This is a genomic window from Bifidobacterium merycicum DSM 6492, from assembly GCF_900129045.1.
GTDB lineage: Bacteria > Actinomycetota > Actinomycetes > Actinomycetales > Bifidobacteriaceae > Bifidobacterium > Bifidobacterium merycicum.
This window is the reverse complement of record NZ_FQTX01000003.1, coordinates 73715-93056: the sequence shown is the minus strand read 5'-3', so window position 1 is coordinate 93056 and position 19342 is coordinate 73715. Positions and strand designations below refer to the sequence as shown.

Sequence of the window (19342 nt, the reverse complement as noted above, 5' to 3'; positions counted from 1 at the left end):
AGAGAAAAGAAAACGGAAAACAAGGGACTACGATAATGGCGAAGAATACGGAGCAAGTGTATCTGCAGGATATGGCCGACACCACGGTCATCAATCCGGTGGGTACGAACACCGTCCAGGGGGTCGATGGATTGGGTGGCTTCCCTCCCTCCGAGCCTGATGATTTCCCGGGATTCCCCGAGGGGGGTGATGGCGGCGCGAAGAAGAAATCGCATAAGGGGCTGATCGTCCTGCTGGTTGCAATCGCCATACTGTTGGTTGCGATCGTCGCGATGTTCTTCACCGCCCGCTGGCATTACAACGACCGCGTAGCTCCGGGCGTGCGTTTCGGGTCCGTCAAGGTCGTCGGACAGGATCGCGCGGCGCTGACCTCCACGGTGAAGAAGGCCGTGGAAAGCTCCTCCATCGTTGTCAAAGGCGATCATGACCGCCAGGTGTCCGCAACGTTGAAGGATCTCGGCGTGAGCGTGGATGTCGACCAGACGGTGAAGGATCTGCTGGACGCCAAGAAATCCTCGAACATCCTGCAGGATATCGGAAGACTGAACCCGTTCACTCATGAGGACGTCAAGCTTGCGGCAAAGGTGAACACTTATGAGATGAGCAACTTCCTGTCCGCCAAACTGATCAGCGATGGCGAACGCGCCGTGGCCTCCTCCATCGCCTATGACGCGAACTCCCAGTCGTTCGTCGCCACTGAAGGGCGTGAAGGCGACGCCCCCGACGTCCAGCCGGTCAGCGAAGCCGTGGGACAGGCCATCAAGAACCCCGGCAACAGTGCCACGGTGGAGATCACCAACAAGCAGGTCGACATGCCCATCACCTTGGAAACGGCGCAGAAGACCGCCGATGAGGCCAATCGTCGCCTGACCAATAAGATCGTCATCTCGAACGGCGACGCCAAGCAGTTCGAGATTCCCGTGGACGAGGTCGCCAAGTGGATCAAGCCCAACGGCGATCCGGCACAGGGGCAGATCACCCTCGACTACGACGCCACCGCGATCAAGACATATCTCGCCGCCACGCTGCCCCAGCAGCTCAACCAGGAAGTCGTCAACCAGGAGGACATCGTCGACAACAACGGCAAGGTCATCCTCGCGGCCGCCACGGCCGGCGTGAACGGCCTGACCGTGAAGAACACCGACAACATCGCATCGCAGGTGCTCGCCGCGTTGAAGACCGGCGACGGCGCGACCCTGCAGGTGGAATCGGACGTCAAGAAGTTCGAGGTCAAGCAGAAGAAGAACGAATGGCGCATCGTGGTGGACAAGTCCAACCAGACCGCAACCGTGTACCAGAACGAGCAGGCCGTCAAGACCTTCACCGTGTGCACCGGTTCGAACAAGCATGAGACGCCTAATGGCAACTTCACCATCTGGCTCAGGTACGATGTGCAGACCATGCGCGGCACCAACGACGACGGCAGCCAGTACGTGTCGCCGGGCGTGAAGTGGGTGAGCTACTTCACGAAGGACGGCGTGGCATTCCACACCGCATCCTGGAATTACACCGGCATCAAGATCGGCGATCCGGTCAACTACGGTTCGCACGGCTGCGTGAACATGTACGAGGAAGACTCCAAGTGGATCTATGATCACTGCGGCCAGGGTACGCTGGTGCAGGTGATCGGATCGCAGCCTTCCGGCGCCGTCCGCTGAGTCCGGAAGACCGTCCGACGAATCAGATATCCGCCATCTGTTGTGAGAGGTGCAAGACATGAGCGAAGCACAGGAAACGCCGTTGAACCTTGATATTCCGGATCATCTGGAATATTCGCAGGATCACGTGTGGATCGACCTCTCTGCGGATCCCGCGATGGTCGGCATCACCGAATATGCGGCCGAACAGCTCGGCGAACTCGTGTACGTCGAGCTGCCCGAACCCGGCATGCATGTCGAGGCCGGTGACGAGGTGTTCGAGCTTGAATCCTCCAAGGCCGTCGAGCCGCTGATCGCCCCCGTATCCGGCACGATCCGCTACGTGAACCAGGCGGTGGGCGACGACCCCAGCGTCATCAACGGTGACCCGTACGGCGAGGGATGGCTGTTCAAAATCGAGCTGGAGGATGACGAGCCTGAGCTGCTGACAGCCGAGGAATACGCGAAGGTTATTCGATGACCATGCCTGCAGGCAACCCGGATTCCAGATCCGACGATATGCCCACTGTGCCGATCCCGGCACGGCACGCGGTCACGACCTTCGATGCCGCATCGGCCAGGGAGCGTATCGAGGTCAAGCCACCTCTGGTGCGCATGGCGCGTCGTGCGGTGACCGGGGCGTTCGGATGTTGGGCGTATTTCGCCACGCATGCCGCGAAGAAACTCAACTGGTTCCCGCGCGTCAACCCTTATGTCGGGTATGGCACGGAGGAGTTCTCGCGTCTGATCTGCCGTACCGTGTATGCGCCGGAACGCAGCGAATACGGGCGTGCGACGAGGGGCATCCGGGGGATGTTGACCGTTCCCGCTCCGCATACGCAGGTGAAGATCCGCATCGACGAGACGCCGCTGGAAACCGTTCAGGTCGGCGATAGGGAAACCTACGACAAGCCCGGCAACAGTCCGGACATCGATAGTGAATACGCGATCTCCGACCGTTCCGGATATCTGGATCTGCTGGCCGACTATCATCTCAACCCGGGCGTCCATCAGGTCTCGTATCGGGTGAACGGCCGCAAACCGGTGAAATCACGCCTGTACACCATTCCTTCGTCCGCGAAGATCGGTGTGATCAGCGACGTGGACGATACGGTGATGATCACCCAGGCGCCGGTGTTGTGGAAAGCCGCATGGAACCTGCTGTTCCTTGATCCGTTCAAACGCAGCTCCGTGCCGGGCATGAGCGTGCTGTTCAACAAGATCGCGGACCTGTTCCCTGATGCGCCGTTCTTCTACCTGTCGACGTCGCCGTGGAACGTCGAAGGGTCGATTCGTCATTTCATCGCCAACCACGGATTCCCCGAAGGTCCGCTGCTGCTGCGCGACCTCGATCCCAGGCCGAAGAGCTTCGTCCCATCCGGCCCGCAGCACAAGCTCGAATTCGCCGAACAGCTCATGTCGGATTTCCCCGATATGAAGTTCATCCTCGTCGGCGATGACGGTCAGCGCGACCCGACCACATACGCCACCATCGCCAGACGGTACCCCGGCAGGGTGCTCGCGATCGCAATCAGACAGCTCACGCCGCGCGAAACCTCGCCGCTGGGTATGACCACCGGTCTGACGGCCACACAGCCCATGCCGATCACCGACGTGCCGGTATTCGTCGGCACGACGGGCGTGAACCTGATGAAAACCATGCTCCCGTATCTGGCCATGCATATCGAACGGTAGGAATCGGACACGCCGGCGGCGCCGGGGGATTGCGCCGCCACGGCATGGCCGTGGGGGAACGGTACAATAGGCGGCTATGACCAAAAGCGGGAACAGAGACGTGCCGATGGCGAAGCAGGTGCCGTTCAGGCGGGAACATCACGGCGATACGTTCGTCGACCCCTACGAGTGGATGCGGGACAAGCAGTCGCAGGATGTCCGCGACTACGTGGCGGCGCAGAACCGCTTGTGCGAGGAACGCAACAAGCCATTGGCGTCGTTGCGCGACACCCTGTTCGAGGAGTTCAAATCCCACGTGCAGGAGACCGACATGTCGGTGCCGACGCGCATGGACGACTACTGGTATTTCACCCGCACGCAGCAAGGCAAACAGTATGCGGTGCAATGCCGCATGCCGATCGACGGCCCGGACGACTGGGATCCGCCGCAGGTGGACGCAAGCGGCGAGCCGGGCGGCATGCCGGGCGAACAGATCGTATTCGACGCGAACCGTGAATCCGAAGGCCATGATTTCTTCCGCATCGGCGGCATGGATATCAGCAAGGACGGGCGTTGGATGCTGTACGGCGTGGACGTCGAAGGCGACGAACGCTATGATTTCCGCATCCGAGACCTGGCCACCGGCGAGGAACTGCCGGAAGTGTTCGAAGGTATTTCGGGGGCGTGCTTCACGCCCGACGCGCATTGGGTGTTCTACACCGTGCTCGACGACGCTTGGCGGCCATGCGCGGTGTTCCGCCATCGCGTGGGCACGCCGGTCGAATCCGACGTCGAAGTGTTCCGCGAGCATGACGAACGCTTCTGGGCGGGCGTCGGGATGTCCTTCGACGAGCGCAGCATCGTCATCGGCACCGGATCGAAAACCTCCACGGAGGTGCTTATGCTTCCGGTCGACGACCCGGAAGGCGAATTCCAGGCGTTCATCCCGCGCGAAGACGACGTGGAATACGATGTGAGCTTCGCCTGCTTCGAAGGCGCCGGCGAGAACGGCTCCGATATTCCGGTCGCGGTGGTGTACCACAACGCGTTGAACCCGAATTTCGAAATCGACGTCATCGACATGCACGGGCATGAACCGCCGTACCGCTTGGGCGAGGGCGTGTGCGTGGCCGCAGGCTCACCCTACGGGTGCGAGCAGGGTGATGAGGTCGAGCCGGGCGCTTCGGCCAAACCCATCGGAGCCGCCTATTCGAATCCCGGCAATCCGGCGATCCTGCAGGGGGCGCATGGTCTGGGCATCGAAGGCATCGCCATCCACCGTAATTTCGTGACGATGTCGTACCGCGCGGAAAGCCTGCCGCATCTTGCGGTGATGACCAAGCGGGATGCCGCGGAGGACTTCCTCGCCCGTCGCCCGTGGCGGTTCACCGAACTCGTTCCTCCCGCGCTCGAGGACGATTGGGACGTGGACGAATCCGTGGATGAGGTGAACGAGGAACGTGCCGCGGTCTGGCATGCCGTGGGCGGCATGGAGGACGATACCGCAGGTCCCCATGCGGTGCGCGACGCCTCCGAGACGATTGACGATTTCGTGCGCGCCCAAGGCAATGGCAGCGCGGTGCACGGCGCATCCCGCAAGGCGATGACCTCGTCGGACGGCGCGACCGCCGACGCGATGTCTGGCGAGACGCGAAGGCTGTACTCCATCGGCGCGGGCGGCAACCCCTCATATGACACGCCGCGTATGCGCTACTCCTTCTCCAGCTACACCAGACCGGGCGAACTGCATGACGTGGACCCCGCCACCGGCGAGGATCGCCTGCTCAAGCGTGCCACGGTGCTCGGCGACTTCAATCCGCGTGATTACATGGAACGCCGCGTGTGGATCATGGCCCGCGACGGCGAGCGCATCCCCGTGTCGTTGGTGTGGCGCAGGGATGTGCCGACCTGCGATTCCGCGATGTTCGTCACCGGGTATGGCGCCTACGAGATCAGTTCCGATCCCGGTTTCTCCGTGGCGCGCATCAGTCTGCTCGACCGTGGCGTGCTGTACGCCGTGCCGCATATCCGTGGCGGTGGTGAAATGGGCCGTGCATGGTATGAGCAGGGCAGAAGATTGAACAAGAGACATACGTTCGAGGATTTCGTCGACGCGACCGCGGCCTTGCAGGATGCGGGGTTGGCGAATCCTTCGCGCACGGTGGCCGATGGCGGTTCTGCTGGTGGCCTGTTGATGGGCGCGGTGGCGAATCTTGCGCCGGAACGGTTCGCGGGCATTGAGGCCGATGTGCCGTTCGTGGACGCGTTGACGTCGATCCTCGATCCGTCGTTGCCGCTGACCGTCACCGAATGGGATGAGTGGGGCGATCCGTTGCATGACGCCGAGGTGTACCGGTACATGAAGTCGTATACGCCGTATGAGAACGCGCCGGAGCTTGCGGACGATCCCCGCGTGGAGGTTTTCCCGAGGATTTTCATCACCACGTCGATGAACGACACCCGCGTGCTGTACGTGGAACCGTTGAAATGGCTCGCCCGCCTGCAGGGCGCGGGCGTCGACGCCATCGCCAAGATCGAGGTGGAGGCCGGGCATGGCGGTATTTCCGGCCGGTACAAGCAGTGGATGGAACTCGCCTACGAGAACGCCTGGTGCCTTGGTGTGATGGGTATCGCGCACTGATCCGGGAGCGTCTTCGCATGTCCACGAATTGAACGGCTTCGGGAGCGGCGGCAACGGGGTGTGTAACGTCTCAGGCATGAGTGAAAACACCACATCGAAGAAGTACAAAATCGCCGTCATCCCCGGCGACGGCATTGGCAAGGAAGTCACCCCGTGGGCGCAGAAGGCGCTCGAGAAGGCCGCCGAAGGCGTGGCCGAGTTCGAGTACGAGAAGTTCGATCTCGGTGCCGAGCGCTACCTGCGTGACGGCGCCATCCTGCCCGAAGACGAGGAGGAGCGCATCAAGAAGACCGACGCCATCCTGCTGGGTGCCGTCGGCGATCCGCGCATCAAGGCCGGCATTCTGGAACGCGGCCTGCTGCTCAAGCTGCGTTTCGATCTGGACCAGTACGTCAACCTGCGTCCGTCCAAGCTGTACAAGGGCGTCACCTCGCCGCTCGCCAACCCCGGTGACATTGACTTCGTGGTCGTGCGCGAAGGCACCGAAGGCCTGTACTGCGGTGCCGGCGGTGCGGTCCGTCGCAACACCCCGAACGAGGTGGCCACCGAGGTTTCCATCAATACCGCCTATGGCGTCGAACGCGTGGTGCGTTACGCGTTCCAGCTCGCCATGAAGCGCAGGAAGCATGTCACCCTGGTGCATAAGAAGAACGTGCTGGTCAACGCTGGCGATATGTGGCAGCGCATCGTCGACAAGGTGGCCGAGGAATACCCTGAGGTCACGCACGACTACCTGCATATCGACGCGACCACCATCTTCCTGGTGTCCAACCCGTCCCGTTTCGACGTGATCCTGACCGACAACCTCTTCGGCGACATCCTCACCGATGAGGCTGGTGCCGTGGTCGGCGGCGTCGGCTACTCCGCTTCCGGCTGCATCAACGCCTCCGACGAGTATCCGTCCATGTTCGAGCCGATCCACGGTTCCGCCCCGGACATCGCCGGCCAAAATAAGGCCAACCCGACCGCGGCGATCCTGTCCGCGGCCATGCTGCTTGAACATCTCGGCTTCGACGAGGCCGCCGCGAAGATCCATGCGGCGGTGGAGGCCGATATCGAGGAGCTTGGTTCGACCACGCGTTCCACCGATGAGGTCGGCCGTGACATCCTCGCCCGCATGTGACGCATAACGCGGCATAACGCGGTAACGCCTAGGCCCGCTTCGATTCCGCATACGGCGGAACGGGGCGGGCTCTCGCGTATTGCGGCCGTCGCACGTATGCGGAGGGCGGCGTGATGCGGTGAACGGGCTGATGCTATAGTCGTGGCATGAGTGATTTCAACGATCCAGGCAATCCCAACAATCAATTCTTCAACGGCGGCAATGGCGAGCCGTTCCAAGCCAACGGGCAACAGTTCCAGCAGAATCCGTACCAGCAGAATCCGTACCAGCCGTATCAGCATGACGGTCAACAGTATGACGGTCAACAGTACAGTCAGCCGTACGGGCAGCAGACGGGCTGTAGACAGGCCCAGCCCCAGGCCCAATCCCAGCCCCAGACTCAGGCCCAACCCCAGCAGAATCAACAGCAGCCGTACGACTGGCAGCAGACCGCCAACGGCCAGCCGCAATACGCGCAGTATCCGCAGTATCAGCAGCCATACCAGCAACCGAACCAGCAGCCGAACCAGACGGCATACGGTCAGGCATATGGCCAGCAGCCCGGCCAGCAGGCATACGACCAGTACGCGTACCGTCAGATGCCGAACCCCCAGCCCGCGCCCCAAGTCGTATACGCGCCCGAACAGAAGTCCAAGCTCGCGGCCGGCCTCTTGGGTATTTTCCTCGGTTCCCTCGGCGTGCACAACTTCTACCTCGGCAACACCGGCAAGGCGGTGGCCCAGCTGTTGCTGACCGTGCTCGGTTGTTTGGTGTTCATCGGCCCCGCCATTGCGGGAATCTGGGGTCTGATCGAAGGCATCCTGATCCTGTGCTCCAGCTACGGAAGCCCTTGGCATAAGGACGGCAACGGCAACGAGCTCAGGGATTGACATGCCGTTGGGGAATCGATGCGTTGAATATCATGCGAGGTGAATGCAAAATCTCCGGCGGCAAACTCGTCGGGGTTTCCGTCGTGCGCGGCGGCGAAGGTTTTTGGCAGTGCCATCTGGACGGCGATTTCTTCATCGACGGCGATGATACGGAAGTGCGGACGGTTCTGGACAGGGCCGAACGGGTCTTGGAACGGTTCGTTCCCGACGCCTTCGCGCTCGCCGCAGTTCCGCCGGTGACCGGCCAGGGCGGCGTTATGGGCGATACCCTGGAATCGGTTGGAACGGGCGACAGGCAAGCATGCGTGAAACATCATGTGGAACATGCGATACGTGATGTGCTGGACGGTCATCCGAACGTGCGGATGCTCGGATCCGACGCCCAAGCCATAGCCGCCGCGTTCATGCGGGCGTTCACGCATGCCGGCACGGAATCGACACGAACCACGGCTTCCCGGAACGATGGTCCGGAACGACGGCTGGCCACACGTGCCAAAGCCGATGGCGCAACTGGAAACGGCAACGCGGGGGAGCGGGACACGCAATGGCATGAGCGCTGGCTCCGGCTTGCCCCCGATGTGGTGCTCGATACGCCTCGCGACCCGCAGGAACAGATGGACACCGACGTGCGGTGGGCCCGTGACGTGGCCGAAGGACTGCGCGAGCCGACCATGCGATTCTGGCAATGGTCGGCGCCCTGCGTGGTGATCGGACGATTCCAGTCGTTGCGCGACGAAGTGCATGAGGACGTGGCCCGCGAGGAGGGACTGCAGGTCGTGCGCCGTTCCACGGGCGGCGGTGCCATGTTCATCGAACCCGGCAACACCATCACCTACTCGCTGTATGCACCGGCTGATTTCGACACGGGCATCGACATCGCGCGCTCCTACCGCCTGTGCGACGCATGGCTCATCCACGCGCTGCGGGGACTCGGACTCGACGTGCGATTCTCCGGCCTCAACGACATCGCTTCGCAATACGGCAAAATCGGCGGCGCGGCGCAACGCAGGTTCCCCGCACCGCGCGGCAGCGCCGATACCGGGGGCGGTGGCGCGATCCTCCACCACGTGACCCTCGCCTACGACATCGACGCCGAGAAGATGGGCCGCGTGCTGAACGTCTCCAAGGAGAAAATGCGTGACAAGGCGGTGCGATCGGCGGTGAAACGCGTCGACCCGCTGAAACGGCAGACCGGCATGGGGCGTGACGAACTCGTCGACTATCTCATGCGCTCGCTGAGGGCATACACGCGGTAACGGCATCCGGGCATGGTGCCCTCACGCACGGGGGCACCCGTCCGAAGAAGACGATGCCGGAATCGCGTTAGAATATGACGGATGGTTGCGGAACCGACCGACCAAAGGCGGTTCAAGGAAGGGGTGCGAGGTGTCGGACAAGCCGAACGCGATGCCGGAGCAGGAGAACATCCTGTTCCACACCGCCCTATTCGAACAGGTGACTCCGGAACAGGCTGAGGGGCTGATCGAGCATCTCAACCGGGGAACGTACGACAAGGGCGACGTTATCTTCCAACAGGGCGCCACCGATCACCGCATGTATTTCCTGGAATCGGGAAGGGTCAAGCTGATCCGCGAATCCGCCGACCACCGCGTGCAGCTGCTGTCCATCCACGCGCCGGGGGAGATGCTCGGCGAGATTCCGGTATTCGATCCGAAAGGCGGGCCCAGAACCGCTTCGGCGTTGGCCATGCACGACGGCACGCGGGTGGTCTGGCTGGAACGGGAAGTGCTGTTCCATTGGCTCGACGAACATCCCAAGGTGGCGGTGGACATGCTGCAGGTGCTGGCGGGGAGAATGCGCGACAACAATGAGCGCATTTCCGATCTGGTGTTCATGGACGTTCCCGCACGCCTGGCGAAAACGCTGATCAATCTCGCATCCCGTTTCGGCGAACCGGTCGAAGCTGGGCTGAAAGTGCCGCACGACCTGACCCAGGAGGAGATGGCGCAGCTGGTCGGGTCGAGCCGTGAGACCGTGAACAAGGCGCTCATGGATTTCGCGAACCGTGGTTGGATCGCGCGCGACGGCCGGTCCATCATCATCTACCAGCCGGGCATGCTGATCCGGCGCTCGCGAAGATAGGAAGATAGGCATGGGCTGCACGGGAACGACCGTTGCGAAACGACCGTTGCGAAACGGTCGTTACGGAAGCGCGGAACATGCCTTCCGCAAGGCAGCTGAACACCGGTTGCGCGTCGTCTGAATGAACGCTGAACGTTGGAATACCGGCATTATGGGGCAAATATGTAAGTTGCGTGCACGTTCCGTGCAGGCGTTCCGCATTTGAACCTGCGGCGGTGGGAGAGGTACAGTCGCCCCTATAGTATGGGCACCATGCCGAAAAAGAACTCCCTGACACTTCGTCGCGTGCTTTCATTGCTGTTGACCTACGTCATGCTATGCGTGGGCGGCGGTGTGATCGTGGCCGCGCTGTTCGCGCCGGGCGTATTCCTGACGAACGAGACCGCCAAAGCCGTGGTACCTTCCCTGAAAGTCGAAGGCGTTGATTTTGATGTGACGTCGCTGCCCCAGAAGTCCGTGATGTACGCTTCGGATGGCACGACGAAAATAGCCGAATTCTATGCGGACAACCGTACCGTCGTCCCGTTGAAGAAGATCTCCAAGCCGATGCGCCAGGCCGTGGTCGCCCGTGAGGACCGTCGTTTCTTCCAGCATCATGGCGTCGACGTCCAAGGCGTGATGCGTGCCTTCGTCCAGACCTTCGTGAAGAAGGGCAGCATGCAGGGCGGTTCGTCGCTGACCCAGCAGTATGTGAAGAACGTGCTGTCCATGCAGGCCAGGGAAAGCGGCGACTCCATCGCCCAATACCATGCCTCCGAACAGACCATCGCGCGTAAGGTGCGCGAGATGCTCATCGCCGTGCAGATGGAAAAGAAGTACACCAAGTACGAGATCCTGCAGGGCTATCTGAACATCGCCCAGTTCGGAAACCATAACCTGTACGGCGTGGAAAGCGCCGCGAAACGCTATTTCAACACCACCGCCGCGAAGCTGAACATCGGGCAGGCCGCCACCATCGCCGCCATCACGAAGAACCCGGCGAGGTACGATCCCTCCGAGGAAGGCAATCTGAAGGAAGCGCAGAACCAGCGTGACATCGTGCTCGACCTGATGCTGCAGGAGGGGTATATCTCCCAGAAGCAGCATGATGAGGCCCAGAGCGTTCCGCTCAAGGACATGCTCGACATTCAGGATGTCAGCTCCGGCTGCCAGGTGGCCGGTGACGCCGCGTTCTTCTGCGACTATGTGACCCGTCAGATCCTGAAGAACAAGGAGTTCGGCGATACCGAAGCGGAACGCAGCAAGCTGCTGAGCGAAGGCGGTCTGACCATCGTCACCACGATGGACGTGCATGCGAACGCGGCCGCCATGAATGCCGCGCGTGAGACCATCCCGCCGGACGATCCCTCCGGTTTCGAAGTCGCGATCGCCGCGGTCAGGCCGGGCACCGGCGAGATTCTCGCCTTCGGCCTGAACCGAACCTATGACGCCACCGATTTGGCCAAGACGGATTCCACGCGAACCGCGGTGAATTACGCCGTCGACGAGGCCGACGGCGGCGGCTGGGGCTTCCAGGTGGGTTCGACATGGAAGCCGATCAATCTGGTCGCATGGATGCAGAAGGGCAAGCCCATCAACCAGGTGCTGCGGACGTCCACGGTATACAACGTCGCCAACTTCAGCTGCAACGGGTACGGCTTCGCCGGCAGCTGGTCGGTGCAGAACTCCGGCGGCGGCACCGTGGCCAACGAAAGCCCGCTGCAAGGTCTGGTCATGTCCCACAACACCACCCAAGGCGCCATGGCGCAGCAGATCGGCCTGTGCTCCATCGCGGACGCGGCCAAGTCCATGGGCTACCACAACTCCATCCAGGGCAAGGAGGACGTGTATGATTCGAACTCCTTCCAGGCTCCTATGACCATCGGCGCCGTGCAGGCCTCGCCGCTGACCATGGCGAACGTGTACGCCACCATCGCCGCGAACGGCACAGAATGCACCCCGATCGCCATCACCAAGATGACCGATCAGCGCGGCAAGTCCTATAAGGTGCCGTCCGCGAACTGCCATCAGGCCATCGACCCGCAGATCGCCCAGACGACCGCATACGCGATCAACCAGGGTGTGACGACGCCGGGCGGCAACGCGACCGACGCCCAGTTGGCGAACGATCGCAAGACCTTCGCCAAGACCGGTACCAACGAGGACACGTACATGCTGACGGCCGGTTTCGTTCCGCAGGTTTCGGCCTTCGTGGCCGTAGGCAACGCGGAAAGCCCGCAGTCGTTCAACTACAAGACCATCAATGGCGTGACCCGTCCCACATGGTACGGCATGTACATCGCCGAGCCGGCGTGGAAGAAGTTCATGCAGACCTATCTGGACGCCGCGAAGATCCCCATCGACAACAATGACGGCAACGCGGACCCGAAGTATCTGACGGGTACCGGGTCGAAGACCGGTTCGAGCAGCGTATCGAGCGGTGGCGTGATCTACAACCGAAGCACCACCACGAACAACGGTACGACCACGAACAACGGCACCACCAATAATGGCGCCGCCGACGGTACGACCACGAACAATGGCGGTACCACGGATAATAACGCCGCGAACAACAACGCCAACACCGGAAACTGATTCCGGGAAAACCGGCACACCGGCAAGGGTTTCGCCCGCCATGCACATCGCATGACGGGCGAAACCTGTATAAAGGCCATTACGATACAATGAATGCGGACCATCGCACGGCAGCAAGGAGGGCGCATGGCAGAGGAACTGGATTTCGATTTTCGTGGATTCGGCAACACCGGTGTTCGCAAGGATTCCGCGGAGCAGGGAGACGCTTCGGTGAAGCCCGGCAAGAACGACAAGGACACCAAGACCGATAAGCCCGGCAAGCGCAAGGGCGATAAGGACAAACATCACAAGAACGGCAAGGATAAGGACCGCAAGGCCAAAGGCGGCGGCAAAAACGGCAAGCGCGGCGATCATGCCGGCGTGCCGGCGCTGTTCGAGCCGATGACGCTGCGCGGACTGACCGTCCGCAACCGCATCTGGCTGCCCCCGATGGACACCTATTCCGCGTTCGAATGTGACGGCAAGCCCACGCAGTTCCACTACCAGCACTACGTCTCCCGCGCCTTGGGCGGATTCGGCATGGTCATTGTCGAAGCCACCGCGGTGTGCCCGGAAGGGCGTATTTCTCCGCATGACGTCGGCCTGTGGGAGGACGGTCAGATCGACTCCTGGCGTTGGATCGCCGAAGGCATCAAGGAAGCCGGAGCGACGGCCGCCATCCAGCTCAACCATGCCGGTCGCAAGGGATCCACGGGTTGCTTCGGGCTTGGATATATCGCCACCACCGTGCCCGAGGAGGCCGGCGGATGGCCCACGGTCGCTCCGAGCGAAGTCGCCTACGGGCGTTACGCCACGCCTCGCGCGTTGAGCGTGGATGAGATCCACGGCATCACCTGGGCGTTCGCGGCGGCCGCACGCCGTGCCGTGGAAGCCGGATTCCAGGCCATCGAGATCCACGCCGCGCACGGCTATCTGATCTCGCAGTTCCTCGATCCGCTGAGCAATGTGCGTGAGGACGAGTACGGCGGCAACTTCGAAGGCCGCATCCGTTTCCTGGTGGAGACGGTGGACGCGGTCCGCAGCATGATTCCGGATGACATGCCGCTGCTGGTACGAGTCTCCGCCACCGATTGGGCCGCGGGCGGCTGGGATCTCGACCAGACCGTGGCGCTGGCGAAGGTGTTGAAGGAGCACAACGTCGATCTGGTGGATGTTTCCACCGGCGGCATCGTCTCCGGCGTTTCCGTGCCGGTCAAGCCGAAATACCAAGTGCCGTTCGCGCAGCAGGTACGCTCCCGTGCCGATGTTCCCGTCACCGCGGTCGGTCTCATCACCAAGCCCAAGCAAGCGGAGCGTATCCTTGAGAAAGGCGAGGCGGACGCCGTGGAGATCGGACGCGCCGCGCTGCGCGACCCCTATTGGCCGCTGCGTGCCGCGTATAAGCTCGGTGTGCCGAAGACCGAAGCCCCGTACCCGTCGCAGTATGTGCGCGGGGCCTACGGAACCGGCGTGCGCTGACCGAACGACGTGCACTGACGTGTGCCATTGCATTGCGAAAGGACGACTATGAGCTACGTTTCCGAAAGCTTCTGGCATGATGCCGTGAACAAGGCCACCACGGACCTGTTCACCTTCGGCTACAAGAACATCATCAAACCGAATTTCGTGTTCAACGTGCCACCGGACCAGGCACATGACAATATGATCACGTTCTGCAAGGTCGCCAAGCGCATGCCACCGCTGATGTGGGCGTGCCGCGAGATGCTCAACTACACCGACCCGGTGCTGGAGACCGAAGTCATGGGCGTGAAGTTCGCCAACCCGTTCGGCCTGTCCGCCGGTTTGGACAAGAACTGCGAGATGCCGGTGCTGATGGACAATGTGGGTTTCGGTTTCGAGACGGTGGGTTCCACCACGTCCCGCCCGTGCCAGGGCAATCCGAAGCCGTGGTTCCACAGGCTTCCGGAATACGATTCGATGATGGTGCACGTCGGCTTGGCCAATATGGGTTCGGACAAGGTGATCGACCGCGCCGAGCAGGCGTGGACGAACGCGCGTGACATGCAGGTCTCCGTGTCGATCGCCCGCACCAACGACGACAAGGTCGGCGATCTGGACGAGGGCATCGAGGATTACTGCATTTCGATGCGCCGTGCGGCGGGCCGCACCGCGATGGTTGAAGTGAACGTCTCCTGCCCGAACACCACCGCCGGCGAACCGTTCACCGAGAAGCCGGAGAACCTCGACAGGCTTTTCACGGCGTTGGATGGGATCGACCGCCCGCAGCCCACGCTGGTGAAGCTGCCGTTGAACAAGTCGTGGGGCGAATTGCACGAACTGCTTGATGTTCTCGCCGAGCATAACGTGCAGGGCGTGTCGCTGGCCAATCTGCAGAAGGATCGCACCGGTATGGAGATTCCGCGCGATTGGGAGGGCGGCCTTTCCGGCGGCCCGTGCACGAAGGCGTCCGAGGCGCTGGTGGCGCAGGTGCGCCGCACGTACGGCGACCGTTTCGCCATCGCCGGCATCGGCGGCGTGTTCACCCCGGAGCAGGCGTATGCGAAGATTCGCGCGGGTGCCGATCTGGTGATGTTCATCTCTTCCCTGATGTACCGCGGCCCGCAGCAGATCACCGTGCTTAAGCGTGGTCTGGCGCAGCTGCTCAAGCGCGACGGCTTCGAACATGTGGCTGATGCGGTGGGTGCCGACCTGTAAGCGATACGCTTTGGCGAAACAGCACATAATCCGACATGAAAACGCACAAGCTGTTTTGATTAATGGTGTATTGCGTGCGATAATGTGCACATGATTTCGTCACAGCGTCAACACCTGATTCTCAGCCGTCTGCGCACCCGCGGTGCCGTCCGCATCACGGCACTGAGCAAGGAACTTGGCGTTTCCGCGATGACCATTCGACGCGACATCGCGGAACTCGCCGACAAAGGCCTGCTCAAGCGGGTGCACGGCGGCGCAGTCACCACCAGCACGCTGCTGAGCGAACCTTTGTTCTCCGTCAAATCGCAGATGGACATCGGGCTGAAAGACGCCATCGCACAAAAAGCCGTAAGCTACGTGTCACCCGGCGACGTAATCGCCATCGGCGGCGGCACCACCGCCTACGTATTCGCCCAACACCTGCTCGAAAGCCAGCAGGCGAGCGGCATCACCATCCTCACCAACTCGATTCCCGTAGCGGAACTGGTACAGGCATTGGAATCGAAAGACGTCGAAGTCATCGTCACCGGCGGCGTGATCACCCGATCCAACTCGCTCGTCGGCCCCATCGCCGACAAAGTGATCGCATCACTGCGCGTCAACACTGTATTCCTAGGAACGCACTCCGTCTCAATCCCCAGAGGCTTCCTGATGCCGAACTCGCTCGAAGCCGCCACCGACATGGCGATGATGGACATCGCCGACCGCACCATCATCCTCACCGACCACACCAAATGGAGCTGCACGTCGCTCTCGCTGTTCGCCAGATTCGAACAGGTGGACACGGTGATCACCGATGACGGACTCGACCCTGAAACCGCGGCGAAAACCCGCGAATTGGTGAACGAACTCGTATTGGCCAAGCAAATCGAACCGGCGGCCGAAGAAGCCACGGACGGCAAGGACTAGGCTCGGGCCGCGTCGCCTTATCGTTTTACCGCCTCGCGCCCGTCATCTTCGATTCGATGGACTTCAACGCCCTTTCACCCTCGCCCCACTCGTCGAGCATGGCCTGCGCCTGACCGATGAACGTGGCGCAATACATGAGAATCTGCGCGATGAAACTGAACCAGATCAGCATGCCGATGAACACACTGAACGGAGCCAACAGAGGATTCGACGTCGCACCGCCCAACAGACGGCTTCCCAACAGCTGAAGCACGGAAATCGACAGACCGCCCACCAAACACACGAAAACAATCAGACGCCGATCGCAGTCGATACGAGCCACAAAACAAAACATCAGCGCGATCAGCAGAATATTCAGCACCAGCCCGATGATGAACGCGGAAAGATCCAGCAACGCCGAATTCGTAATCGCGGTATTGGCCCCCAACAGCATATTGAACCGGCGCAGCGTCTCGACGATCCGCCGCACAATACCACCCGAAATCACGCCGGCGATACTGGAAACAATAAACAGCAACGCCACTAGGATAAAAGCGACCGCATCCCACAACCGAATCTGAAACGGGTCGAAAAACGGCTTCGGCCTATCCATCATCGTCCACGCGGCATTACGCCACGCATCAAGACAGCACAACACCTTCCACACGAAAATGCAAAGCGTCAGCACACCGGTCCACGTCATCGTGAACGACACGCCACTCACCATGGAATCGGTGATGCTCAACCCCGGAATCGAATGTTCAAGCGAGGAAACGAACCAGTCAAGCAGCGAAGTGTTCTTGGTGAAGAACAAAGCGACGACGGCGAACACCGTCCAAATGCCGGAGAAAAACGCGAACAGCAGATTGTAGGCCATGCCATTGGCCAACGTGCCGCCATTGCGTCTGGCGTAACGGCTGATGACCCGCCCCGGAAACGAATTGTTCCAAAACACGAATGCGTGGTCGATCAGCGTCAATACCCGCGTGATCCTGCTACCCATGACTCCACTGTAAATGAGTTTCGCCATCCCGCGCGGCACTTCCGGGCGGCGCGGCGCGACACGCCCACACGACTTACGAAGCGATCCCATGCGTGCTACGGTGACACCCGTTCAAAAAACCGCATGGCATAGCCGATATACGAGGTGTGTGCCGTGCGGTTTTTCTTTGCCCCGAGAACAGGCAGTGAGGCCCGGATCCGCATATGGCGATCCGGGCTTTTGCATGCCGGCATGCAACCACATGCAGATGCGCAATGCGGTGACTGGACGGCTCGGGCGAAAGAACCATTGAGATAAGACGAACGAACAAGACGAAAAGAAAGACGAAGGGAAACTGTGTCACAAAGCGCAGCAACGCAACACGCTCCATCGAATCATGATCAACCCCAATTCAAGCATCCGCATAAGGTGATGCTTGGCCTGTACATCGGCGCGTTCCTGGGCATGCTGTCCGAAACATCCATGAACATCGCGCTGCCCGACCTGTGCGAAGCGTTCGGCATCACCACCGGCACGGCGCAATGGATGGTGGTCGGCTACATGCTGGCCATCGGCGTGGTACTGCCCTGCGTGGGCTTCCTGCTCAAGTGGGTCAAAGCGAAAACCCTGGTACTGGTGGCGCTCGCCTGCTTCCTCGCAGGTTCGGTACTGTCCGCCGTGGCGCCGATCTTCCCGCTGGTACTGGCCGGACGCATCATCCAAGGCGTCGGCACCGGTATTGTGCTGCCGACCATGTACGCCGCCATCATGCGTGTATTCCCGCCGATGAAAATCGGCGCGGCCAACGGCGTCGCCGGCCTCGTCATCATGTTCGCACCGGTGATCGGCCCGACCCTGTCCGGCCTGCTGATCGGCGCATTCTCCTGGCGGGCAATCTTCGCACTGTTCGCCATCGTCGCCATTGCGGCCATCATCTGCACCGCGGCGTTCTTCATCACCCCGATCGAAACGACACGACCGAAAGTCGACATGCCGTCCGTCATCGCCTCCATCATCGGATTCGGCTGCCTCGTGGCCGGCATAAGCCTCGTGGCCGACATGGGATTCTCGCCGCTCGTCATCACACTGCTGGTGGTCGGCGTGCTCGTCATCGCATGCTACGCCTACCGTCAGCTGCATATCGACAATCCGGTACTCGAACTGCGCGCACTCGGCATCGCGACCTTCCGCATTCCGGCACTCATGGTGACCTGCTCCTTCGCCTGCACGCTGGCGATCATGTACCTCGCACCGCAGGAACTGCAGCGCGGACTCGGACTCAGCACCTCCATGGCAGGCATGCTGATGCTCGCAGGCGGCATAATCAACGCCATCTGCTCGTTCGCCACCGGCCGCATGTACGACAAGGTCGGCGCACGCCCGCTGGTGCGTGCCGGCGCCGTGGTGGCCATCATCGGCTCCGTGCTGTTCCTGGTTATCGGTGTCACCACCGCTCCTGCATTCTTCGTGCTGGCGCACGTGGTGTTCATGATCGGCATTCCGCTGATGCAGCAGTCCGCGCAGTCCGCGGCATTGAAGGGTCTGCCGCGCGAGCTCGCCGCCGACGGCTCCACGATTCTCAACACCATGCAGCAGGTGTGCGGCGCCATCGGCACCGCCGCGGCCACCTGCCTGCTGGGCATGGGGTCCGGGGCGAGCGAGGCGCAGAGCTTCGTTGCCGGTTCCCGGTACGGCTATGTGTTCGGCCTGGTTCTGGTCGTGATCGTATTCATGTTCTCTTTCTTCCTGAAGGAGGGCCGCGAGCGGCGGTAGGGGCTTCCCGTAGGTCTGCAGTCGCGGCCGCCGTGGCTGTGACCGTGATTATGGCGTCGGGTGCATGTGGATATGCGCCCGGCGTTTTTTATATGCTGCTGGGCACCGTTATACGTTGTGGGCGTATCCGAACCTATGCCGATCGTCGCAGAGTGCGACAGGCCGGAGGCGGAGCCTGTGCAGCGGTGCCCTTTTTTCGAGGGAATCGGCCATTCGTGCGGGCATGAACAGGGGAGGGTCGGCCGGTTCCGCCGAATCGGGCAACTGCGGAGCAATCGGTTGGAATGACGGAATCGTATGGTGTGCCGATAGTTATGCATGGATGACGATATATGAATGTGCCGGTGATGAGCATCAAACGATTAACGGCGTGTCGTGATTGGGTTTTGCGGCAATTGAGGGCGGGAATGGCGGGGGTGGTGC

At 61.5% G+C, this 19342-nt stretch carries 14 protein-coding genes; 13 read left to right on the top strand and 1 reads right to left on the bottom strand.

The features are described 5' to 3' along the window. Window positions 1-35: 35 nt before the first annotated feature. The 12 genes from BUB29_RS05545 to BUB29_RS05490 all read left to right on the top strand — a co-directional run bounded on the left by BUB29_RS05545 (window position 36) and on the right by BUB29_RS05490 (window position 16185). Window positions 36-1658 carry a L,D-transpeptidase gene (locus BUB29_RS05545; protein ID WP_234356101.1) on the top strand — a complete coding sequence of 541 codons (1623 nt, stop codon included), beginning with the start codon at window positions 36-38 and terminating at the stop codon, window positions 1656-1658. Window positions 1659-1716: 58 nt separating this feature from the next. Further along, window positions 1717-2118: a glycine cleavage system protein GcvH gene (gcvH, locus tag BUB29_RS05540; RefSeq protein ID WP_033522282.1), complete on the top strand. Its 402-nt coding sequence runs from the start codon at window positions 1717-1719 to the stop codon at window positions 2116-2118. Beyond that, complete coding sequence (locus BUB29_RS05535; RefSeq protein WP_033522280.1) at window positions 2115-3332, top strand: App1 family protein; 1218 nt, start codon at window positions 2115-2117, stop codon at window positions 3330-3332. The genes gcvH and BUB29_RS05535 overlap by 4 nt, the downstream gene beginning before the upstream one ends. Window positions 3333-3408: 76 nt before the next feature. Continuing rightward, window positions 3409-5952, top strand: a complete 2544-nt coding sequence (locus tag BUB29_RS05530) for a S9 family peptidase (RefSeq protein WP_033522278.1) — start codon at window positions 3409-3411, stop codon at window positions 5950-5952. 76 nt (window positions 5953-6028) lie between these two features. Then, on the top strand, window positions 6029-7075 hold the full coding sequence (locus BUB29_RS05525; protein WP_033522276.1) for a 3-isopropylmalate dehydrogenase: 1047 nt from the start codon (window positions 6029-6031) through the stop codon (window positions 7073-7075). Between the two features lie 146 nt (window positions 7076-7221). Next, entirely contained in the window at window positions 7222-7944 is a 723-nt protein-coding gene (locus BUB29_RS05520; RefSeq protein ID WP_033522274.1) for a TM2 domain-containing protein, read from the top strand. Window positions 7945-7976: 32 nt separating this feature from the next. Beyond that, window positions 7977-9200, top strand: coding sequence for a lipoate--protein ligase family protein (locus BUB29_RS05515; protein ID WP_073117610.1), 1224 nt, complete (start codon window positions 7977-7979; stop codon window positions 9198-9200). Window positions 9201-9351: 151 nt separating this feature from the next. Beyond that, window positions 9352-10047 (top strand): Crp/Fnr family transcriptional regulator, encoded by a 696-nt coding sequence (locus BUB29_RS05510; protein WP_033522352.1) that lies wholly within the window; start codon window positions 9352-9354, stop codon window positions 10045-10047. Window positions 10048-10299: 252 nt separating this feature from the next. Further along, window positions 10300-12621, top strand: coding sequence for a transglycosylase domain-containing protein (locus BUB29_RS05505; protein WP_234356102.1), 2322 nt, complete (start codon window positions 10300-10302; stop codon window positions 12619-12621). A gap of 381 nt (window positions 12622-13002) precedes the next feature. Continuing rightward, entirely contained in the window at window positions 13003-14079 is a 1077-nt protein-coding gene (locus BUB29_RS05500; RefSeq protein WP_081888398.1) for an NADH:flavin oxidoreductase/NADH oxidase, read from the top strand. Window positions 14080-14127: 48 nt separating this feature from the next. Continuing rightward, window positions 14128-15276, top strand: a complete 1149-nt coding sequence (locus tag BUB29_RS05495; RefSeq protein ID WP_033522270.1) for a quinone-dependent dihydroorotate dehydrogenase — start codon at window positions 14128-14130, stop codon at window positions 15274-15276. Between the two features lie 90 nt (window positions 15277-15366). Further along, on the top strand, window positions 15367-16185 hold the full coding sequence (locus BUB29_RS05490) for a DeoR/GlpR family DNA-binding transcription regulator (RefSeq protein WP_033522268.1): 819 nt from the start codon (window positions 15367-15369) through the stop codon (window positions 16183-16185). A gap of 25 nt (window positions 16186-16210) precedes the next feature. Here the strand turns inward: BUB29_RS05490 and BUB29_RS05485 are convergent, their stop codons facing one another. Then, window positions 16211-17167 (bottom strand): YihY/virulence factor BrkB family protein, encoded by a 957-nt coding sequence (locus BUB29_RS05485; RefSeq protein WP_159046702.1) that lies wholly within the window; start codon window positions 17165-17167, stop codon window positions 16211-16213. Between the two features lie 336 nt (window positions 17168-17503). Here BUB29_RS05485 and BUB29_RS05480 point away from each other — a divergent pair, with 336 nt between their 5' ends. Then, window positions 17504-18919: an MFS transporter gene (locus tag BUB29_RS05480; RefSeq protein ID WP_033522266.1), complete on the top strand. Its 1416-nt coding sequence runs from the start codon at window positions 17504-17506 to the stop codon at window positions 18917-18919. Window positions 18920-19342: the final 423 nt, after the last annotated feature.